Raw genomic sequence first — 7,417 nt, 5'->3', positions numbered from 1 at the left:
CATAAGAACCCCCAAATGCTTTTGCTTGCTTCTTTTTGTATAAAAAACAGGCAATAAATGACTCATGGATATTGCAGAGTTTACTCCATTTTTGATGCAGTAAACAGGCTCACTTATCGCTTCAAAATGAATAGAGGGCACACTCTTCTCGAGCTAACATCCCTGGATAGTGCTTCGCCACGATATCGTTCATTTTATCCACCAGATCCAAGCGTTTGAAAATTACATGCGCGGTACCTTTTTGAAAATAGCGGATACCAAACTGCTCATCCTCGTAACTCTGTTGACGAGGGTTATCTCGGATATACTCCATTAACCGCACAGAGATATCCCCACGATTGTCAGGAACGGGCTTACCATCCAACAGATACAACATTCGCTCCAAATCAACTAACTGGTCCCGCAGCCAGCCCCAACTTAAGCTGAACCCCCAACGGTTATGCGTGACCAGATTGTTAACAATGATTTTTTTGCCGAACATACAGGGACTGTTTGTTTTATATTCCCATGATAGTCCCCTGAAAACATTGATAACACCGCGCTCAAATACATCCTGTTTATTCAGATGTAGCTGTTCAAAAGTGCTGAGGATATTGTCTTCATTGATAGCTGGTAGGTCGCCCTCTTCCAAATTTTTATACCACTGCTCGCGAGCTTCAGCATCCATGAGAGCTAGCATGCCAGATTTCATCATCAGATCACGCCAAATACTGCGATCGATATTTCGGGTGATCAACTCCATAGCTTTATCTGGTACTTCCATTAACCAGCAGTCATAGCGGCTTCCCTGTCTCATCGCCCACTCGCCAGCAGTCCCCCCACCAATTGAAGACGTAAGTGAAGAAATGTCACTGAGCTGATGGATTAGCTGCTCTATCCGTATCAGAGCACTATCGCGACCAGCAACGATTCGCGCTACGCTAGTCGAACAAATCACCTCGCTATGATCAACCATTACTTCGGGTTCAGTTTGCATCATCGTAATCCTTACATAAAAGCAAACACGCCTGCCAAGTCAGTTAGACGCATTATGCAACAGATAAAAAGGGGATAAAGCTCAGGACAGATATTGTGGAAAGCGTTTCGCAAAACCTAGATGGCTAATAGCTTTATTGCCTATCGAATGCGAACTTGCCCTCAAAAAAACAAAATCTGCCAATCTGGGTGGACGGGTAATCAGCATGCCAGCAGTAATCCGGACAGGCTCATGTCTGCTTTTCGCCCCGGATAACTGAGGTGATGGTCTGATAACCCAGACGGGTCATCAGGCCGGTGGCTCGACGGGCACGGAGAATATCGATAGCCGTGATGAAGGGAGATTGTCCCTGGCAGGAGAACCTCCGGCGATCGATGCGAACCAGGTCGAACTTTTCCACCGTGAAATTCAACGCATCAGCCAGAGAGATACCGGCATCAATATGTTCGTGGATCACCGCGTCATCACTGAACTCGGTATCGTTAAGCGCCAATCCGTAATGCTGTTCCAGCAGATACGTGAGCATGGATTGCCAGACAACAACGGGTGATGGGCAAGCATAAGCCGCCCGTTTAGGAGTGACAGGTAAGGTCTGCATGTGGGTTATCTCGTAGTTAGCTAGATGATCGATAGATATAAAAGGCGAAGATTTATGCAGTTGATTGGGGAGTAGGATAATTGGCGAGATACACATAACCGTGTGATCCCAGGCTATCGGCCTCACAGGTCAAGCCATTGCGATACAACGTGACACAGTGCTGGTGGCGAGGGTTGAGCTCACCGGAGAGCAGCATCAGTTCCAGGTGTTTGATAAACTGCGGGAAGGCGTTATTTAAATCACGTACCTTCGCGTCGCTGAATTTCCCGCTGATATCGGCACGGTCAGCCAGAAAATGCAGCCGGTCGCCTTCCTGTACCAGGCGGGCACCAAACTGCGGAGTAAAGTTGCGTTTAAGTCCCCATGCAGGGGTAATGATTGATCGCATCATATCGCCCCTATAACAAGCCGTGTTCAGCAAACGAATACACCGTCATGCCACCGACAATACAGTGATCCAATATCCTGACCTCAACCAGTGCCAGTGCGTCTTTAATCTTGCCGGTAATTTGCCGGTCAGCGACACTGGGCTCAGCGTGGCCGGAGGGATGGCAATGCGCCAGAAGCACCGCAGCAGCATTGTGCTTCAGTGCCGCCTTCACGATTTCACGCGGGTGGACTTCGGTGCTGTTGATACTGCCGGTGAACAACGTTTCGTGGGCCAATAGCCTGTGTTGATTGTCGAGCCAGAGCACCATAAACACTTCACGCTCCAGCCTCGCCATTCGCAATCGCAGCCAATCGCTGACGGTACCGAGTGAAGTGAATGAGGTTCCCGGTTCACGCAGATGAGTCTCCAGCAAGAATAGGGCGCGTTTGATTGTACGCTGCGTACTTAATGGCAGTTCAGTGACTGCCGGGGATAAGGTTAAGTTCATGAAGTTTTTCCCGTTGTTTTCAGTCGTTCATATGCATGATGGCACTGCATTTAGGTTTCGTTGAGCAGTCGCGCAGGAAACTACTTGAAATAGGTCATCTCGGCTCCTTAATACAAAAAGCCCCATCGCGATCAGCGACAGGGCTCGACGTGAGTAGCAGAATGATGGCGTTCAATTAGCTATTGGTGATCAACAAGGCGCTCGAGTGGTGATATCCGCTTCATGCATCAGCGTATCTACCAGTGATTTAAAGAAGGGCGGCAGGGGGAGTGGCTCACCTTCTTCATCCACATTGTGGCAGTCAAACCAGGCTCCGTTCTCATGCGCGATAAAGAACGTTTCCTCTTCACTTACCGTAAGCTCTATACATGGCCATGCATCACCATAGACTGAGTGATAGGTCACGGCAGTGAAAGGCGTGTTTCCATCCTCTCTGCGGAGAAGGGCCAACAACCTTTTCGAGAGCACCCAGCTGTGCAGCTCCCTGAAATAGCCGCGAAGGTTTGTCTTACTTAGCAGATACACTTGGTTATCTAATTTGTCGATAATCCTTTCCGAACAGTAGCGAATAGTCTCAGGGTCTTTCACGATTAGTTCTCGCCAGCCGCCTGGGTTTGATTCCTGAATAATTTCTCGGAGCGTATTTGATATATCTTCTTTTTTATTCAGCTTATCCAGCAGCTCAACAAACACGCTTTTCTCTGTCACCCTCAGCCAGTTCTCATTACGCTCACGCCAAGACTGATGTGAAGGAAGGCAAAAGGTGTACCGTTGTCCTTTCTGCCATATCAGATAGTCTCCCAGTGAAAGCAGCGCACGTTCAAGTAAGTGCTCGTAGTTATGCAGAACCTGTTCGTTAAGCACCCAATAGGTTTTCTCTGTCAGAGATATAAATCGGGTAAGATCGTAACCGCTATTATCAGCAGTTTTAGCCCCCTTGAGCAGCCCCCTTATGCGACCTTTGAGATGAGGATGAGATTCTGCCCGAACTAAGGCAGTCTCCCATTCACTATCCAGAGTAATCAGCTTTGCTTTAAGGACTTCTTCATCCCACTGCTCGTTAAAACCCAGTCGAACTTCAACTGTACGAAGACAGCAGTAAATGTCGTCAGCATAGGGGGCCAATTCATCAAGCGAACGAATAATCCCCACTGCAACTTGATTACTGTCAATACGCATGGTGTAAAGAAAGTTATCGGTGACACGGCTCCATTGAGCGTGCTGCTCAGCGAAGCGGGCATCGATGGACGATCTCTTGGCAGTAATAAATGCACAAAGTGCATAAAAACGACATGCTCCGAGTAAGTCAGAGCCCGTCAGAAATTCCATCAACAGGCTACGGTGCTCACGGGTTGCGTGCGAAGAGCAAAGAAAATCCAGTATGGTTGAGAGGATCTGGATGTTCCTGGGGTTGAAGGTATCCCTCGCTTCGAATTCTGAGGAACTAAAACCTTCACGAGTGCTTCTCAGGGCGTTGAACCAGGTCGCATTTAGGTTTGCCAAAAGATATGCAGGTTCAGATGACTGACTGCATTCAAGAAGAAACGCCATCCGCTTAAAAAAGCGCAGAAAGAGGGTATCAAAGCTTTCGGTCCTTTTTTTGCTCAGGTTCCAGAACATATCAGTCCAGGCCTGATCGATTTTCTCACCAAAAGTCACAGCACCGGGCTGCTGGCTCATTCTGCCTGAGAGCCAGGCTTTGAAATTTTCGAAATCGGTAAGGGATTTTCCCCGCGAATTCATTTTGATATAGAGATCGTCAGAAAGTCCAAATGAGGACAGGTTCAGATACTGAAATACCACTGGATGGGAGTCAGAACTGCACAGTTTGGCATAAAATTCACCGGGCACGTGACCGAAGCATGACTGGATCGCATTCAGCATCGTCAAGCAGGCTGAAACCGTAGGGTCCTGAAGCCAGGAGTGATAAAACCAGCGGCTGTCCGTTATCTGATCCCTAAGGTCAGGGGCATTCTCTGCAAACTGTAGACCACTGTTGTCGGGCCGCACCAGCGCATGGAAAAACTCCGTTGCGGCGGTGCGGGTCTGATATGTGAAGCGGGATTTGCCCAAATGAGTGAATCGCTCACTGAAATCAGCATATTTCGCCTCTTTGTTTGCTAGATACCAGTGAAGCAAGAAGAGAGTCGTAAGGCGCTGCTGACCATCGAGGACCGAAAGGGTGGGACGCTCCTCAGTGCTGAGGTTCCCATAAATAAAATCGAGATCAAGCGGTAGTGCGCCAACAGGAGCTGTTAACGCCTGATTGATCGACAGGAGAAACTGATCGCGAATTTCCCATACGTCCTCTCGCCCCTGAGCATAGTCACGCTGTATGATGGGGATCTCAACGTTGCTGACTTCGCTGAATAAACTGGCGAATGTAATGACTTTACCTTGCTGCATACATTGCTCCATCAAAAAATACGGTCAGGGCGTCTGTAATTGCACGCCGGTAGCTATCCTGATCCTGGCTACTCCAGAAAGTCATTTCATGGACGTTACTGCTGTAGTATTTAAGAAATACGTTTCGTGTACCGGGAGGGACAAAAGTTGACGCTTTGTCCGCTTCAATAATGCGATTGCGCTTCACCGGAAAGATGGCGTTGCGATAGCTTCTGTTAGTTGACTGATCCAGAAGCGTAAGGTTTCCAATGCTGTCATCCCTGTCCTGTAGCGGCATCTGACTGTACTCATTCAGGACATCGCTGAAATAGGCTTCAAATTTTTCACTGTCAAAGGGCTCCTCCTGAAGCAACGCCTCCGCACGATCAAAGAGTAGATGCTTTGCTGACCGGGCAGTGTCTGGCTCCTCTTCCGCTATATCGAAAGGCCGGAAATGCTCTCGCATCACTTCCGTCCAGGCCTTCTGTCCGCTGATATTTTCCGGCATTTGCGAGCTGACTGAAGTAATGTGCTCAATGTCCCAGGCGTCGAGTTTGTAATGCCGGAATGGGAAACGGGTAGAGGATTTTTTGTTGACCAGCAAAATGGCAATGTTAAAAAGCAGAAGCACGGGGCGTAGCGACCGCTCAGGATAGGTCAGAGCGGAGAGTGTGGCGTCAATCTGGGTGCTGCGCTCGGCTCGTCCCCTACTTAACGAGCCTGCGATCCCCGGCAGGGCGAAACGCAGGATCCTTTGTTTCAGACCAGTAATGAATCCCGACTTTGTTTCACAGCTTTCAGATTCGCTGATGAGCTGAGGAATGACGCTCTCACTGTTACTAATGAGATAACCGACAAGGTGATAAGTTACGCGCCCGCGGTACCACTCATCCAGCAACATAAAGCGCTGTTTAATAAGTAGCCACACTTTTTCTATGCGCTCTGGGTCCTGATGCATTTCCTCCAGGTAATGGGCGAACGACAGGAAGATGTAGTGTGGGTCCTGACGGGAAATATCCGACTTTAATGAATCTGCAACCAGGCCAAGTATAAACTCTATGCGGTTACTCTCACGGGTATGGTTACTGATGAAATACCAGAAGTCTTCCTGCTGAAGGCGGCGCTCCGTTTCATCCCACTCCTGCGCAATTCTGAGCTGGTTAAAGCGAACGCTGAGTTCGGTCTGGCTGAAATTTCCGGCATTGAGCAGCAGTGCTTTAACCAGCTCTGCGTTGGTTAGCGGGATTTTTCCACGATTAAGCCGAGAAAAGACCTCAGTCACGTTTGCCTGATCGCTTAGCTGATACCAGATTACTTTTACATTTTTACCGGCCTCATCATCATTCAGCAGAGTCTGCAAAAAGCTGAACTTATAGACAGGTGGTCGTGAACGGAACCATGCGTCTATTGCTTCTCTAGCCTGGTTCATATGATAAAAATCAATATTATCATCTGCGTGATCGCTATTAATATTGCTAAGGAAACTTGCACTCTCAGGGCGGGTTTCGTAGCGCAGAGAGTATCCGGAATGTCCAAGCATAGCGGCAATATCCTTCAGATAAAGAAGGATAATGCAGATGGTTGTCAGGCGCTGCTGGCCATCGACTAGCTCCCATTCCTTACCACATTTTTTGACCACAACGGGTTGGAGGCAGTAGAAGGCTTTACGTGAACTTGACTCGCTGTTTTTCTGGAATTCAGCGATATCATCTAGCAGGTCTGTAACCTGCCTTTGTGTCCAGCGATAGCCCCGTTGATAAGAGGGGATGAAAAAATGCTGTTTCATCAGGTCGCTTATTGGCCTGAGGATCAGTTCGTTGCTCGCGGTCATGTGCCTTCCTTCATGCCTGATTTTCTGGCTGGATGCTCGTAGTTAAATTTAAAAGTAATAATTATCAGTGAATTAACCTCATCACCTTTTCCCCAAGGAAGGTAAACCGCCGGAGACAACAATCCTGCGCCCGCCAATGTATTGGTCCATAATGTCTCGTGATTTGGCACTTTTGGTTTTTTTACCCTTTGCCGATACTTTCTTGTTTTTGCTGGATTTGCTTTTTGCAGCGATTCTTTTCTTAGCATGAGCAAGCAGAATAAGCCGCCCTAACATCAAACTCTGTCTTGAAGTATCAGCCGCATCATAGCCATTCACGATGGTCACTATTTCTTTTTCAACTTCAGATAACGTTTTATCGGCAACGAATTTCTCTACTACGGCGGAGTATTTTTTATCTAGCGGTTGAGTTATCGCCCATTGATAGGAAATCGTCGTTATACTGTTTTTCTTTGAAGGATTACTACTGATGGGAGAAGAGCTTCGTTTGTCTGAATGGGCTTTATTTATATGTTTTTCTAATCTTTTCGCGTCTTTGAGAGAAACGTTACATACTGGACATTTGCAGGTTTGACGGGCAATAAGCGGTGCCTCAGCTACCGGCTTAGCAAGATGAGGTGCCATCTTCCAGCCATGATTGGTTAGCAAATGACTGGACAGCACCGTCACTTCGACTGCGGTATTACACAGAGCACATATGATTTTTTCCATATTCTCCTCCCTCAAGCGATGGATGCTGCAGGACAGAA

At 47.9% G+C, this 7,417-nt stretch carries 7 protein-coding genes; all 7 read right to left on the bottom strand.

Annotated elements, in window-relative coordinates; translation table 11 throughout:
- Nucleotides 1-121: 121 nt before the first annotated feature.
- The 7 genes from V1952_RS06035 to V1952_RS06005 all read right to left on the bottom strand — a co-directional run bounded on the left by V1952_RS06035 (nt 122) and on the right by V1952_RS06005 (nt 7,379).
- Nucleotides 122-976, bottom strand: coding sequence for a DUF4942 domain-containing protein (locus tag V1952_RS06035; RefSeq protein WP_420074460.1), 855 nt, complete (start codon nt 974-976; stop codon nt 122-124).
- A gap of 229 nt (nt 977-1,205) precedes the next feature.
- Nucleotides 1,206-1,574, bottom strand: a complete 369-nt coding sequence (locus V1952_RS06030; protein ID WP_050146015.1) for a TA system toxin CbtA family protein — start codon at nt 1,572-1,574, stop codon at nt 1,206-1,208.
- Nucleotides 1,575-1,626: 52 nt separating this feature from the next.
- Nucleotides 1,627-1,962 carry a type IV toxin-antitoxin system YeeU family antitoxin gene (locus tag V1952_RS06025; RefSeq protein WP_420074459.1) on the bottom strand — a complete coding sequence of 112 codons (336 nt, stop codon included), beginning with the start codon at nt 1,960-1,962 and terminating at the stop codon, nt 1,627-1,629.
- Between the two features lie 10 nt (nt 1,963-1,972).
- A complete protein-coding gene (gene radC / locus V1952_RS06020) occupies nt 1,973-2,452 on the bottom strand; it encodes a RadC family protein (RefSeq protein WP_049600079.1) in 480 nt (159 codons plus the stop codon).
- A 189-nt stretch (nt 2,453-2,641) separates the two neighbouring features.
- A complete protein-coding gene (locus tag V1952_RS06015) occupies nt 2,642-4,858 on the bottom strand; it encodes a DUF262 domain-containing protein (protein WP_420074458.1) in 2,217 nt (738 codons plus the stop codon).
- Nucleotides 4,845-6,668 carry a GmrSD restriction endonuclease domain-containing protein gene (locus V1952_RS06010; protein ID WP_420074457.1) on the bottom strand — a complete coding sequence of 608 codons (1,824 nt, stop codon included), beginning with the start codon at nt 6,666-6,668 and terminating at the stop codon, nt 4,845-4,847. Before V1952_RS06010 ends, V1952_RS06015 begins: the two co-directional genes overlap by 14 nt.
- Before the next feature lie 81 nt (nt 6,669-6,749).
- A complete protein-coding gene (locus tag V1952_RS06005; RefSeq protein WP_050146009.1) occupies nt 6,750-7,379 on the bottom strand; it encodes a hypothetical protein in 630 nt (209 codons plus the stop codon).
- Nucleotides 7,380-7,417: the final 38 nt, after the last annotated feature.

The sequence above is a fragment of the Yersinia sp. 2542 StPb PI genome (genome assembly GCF_048593855.1).
GTDB lineage: Bacteria > Pseudomonadota > Gammaproteobacteria > Enterobacterales > Enterobacteriaceae > Yersinia > Yersinia enterocolitica_E.
Note: the sequence above shows the minus strand (reverse complement) of the source record. Positions and strands in the feature narration are given on the sequence as shown.

What these genes read in the sequence shown, in the direction of transcription:
- V1952_RS06005 (WP_050146009.1), bottom strand. Translation starts at nt 7,379, where the DNA reads ATGGAAAAAATCATATGTGCTCTGTGTAATACCGCAGTCGAAGTGACG.
- V1952_RS06010 (WP_420074457.1), bottom strand. Translation starts at nt 6,668, where the DNA reads ATGACCGCGAGCAACGAACTGATCCTCAGGCCAATAAGCGACCTGATG.
- V1952_RS06030 (WP_050146015.1), bottom strand. Translation starts at nt 1,574, where the DNA reads ATGCAGACCTTACCTGTCACTCCTAAACGGGCGGCTTATGCTTGCCCA.
- V1952_RS06035 (WP_420074460.1), bottom strand. Translation starts at nt 976, where the DNA reads ATGCAAACTGAACCCGAAGTAATGGTTGATCATAGCGAGGTGATTTGT.
- V1952_RS06015 (WP_420074458.1), bottom strand. Translation starts at nt 4,858, where the DNA reads ATGCAGCAAGGTAAAGTCATTACATTCGCCAGTTTATTCAGCGAAGTC.
- V1952_RS06025 (WP_420074459.1), bottom strand. Translation starts at nt 1,962, where the DNA reads ATGCGATCAATCATTACCCCTGCATGGGGACTTAAACGCAACTTTACT.
- radC (WP_049600079.1), bottom strand. Translation starts at nt 2,452, where the DNA reads ATGAACTTAACCTTATCCCCGGCAGTCACTGAACTGCCATTAAGTACG.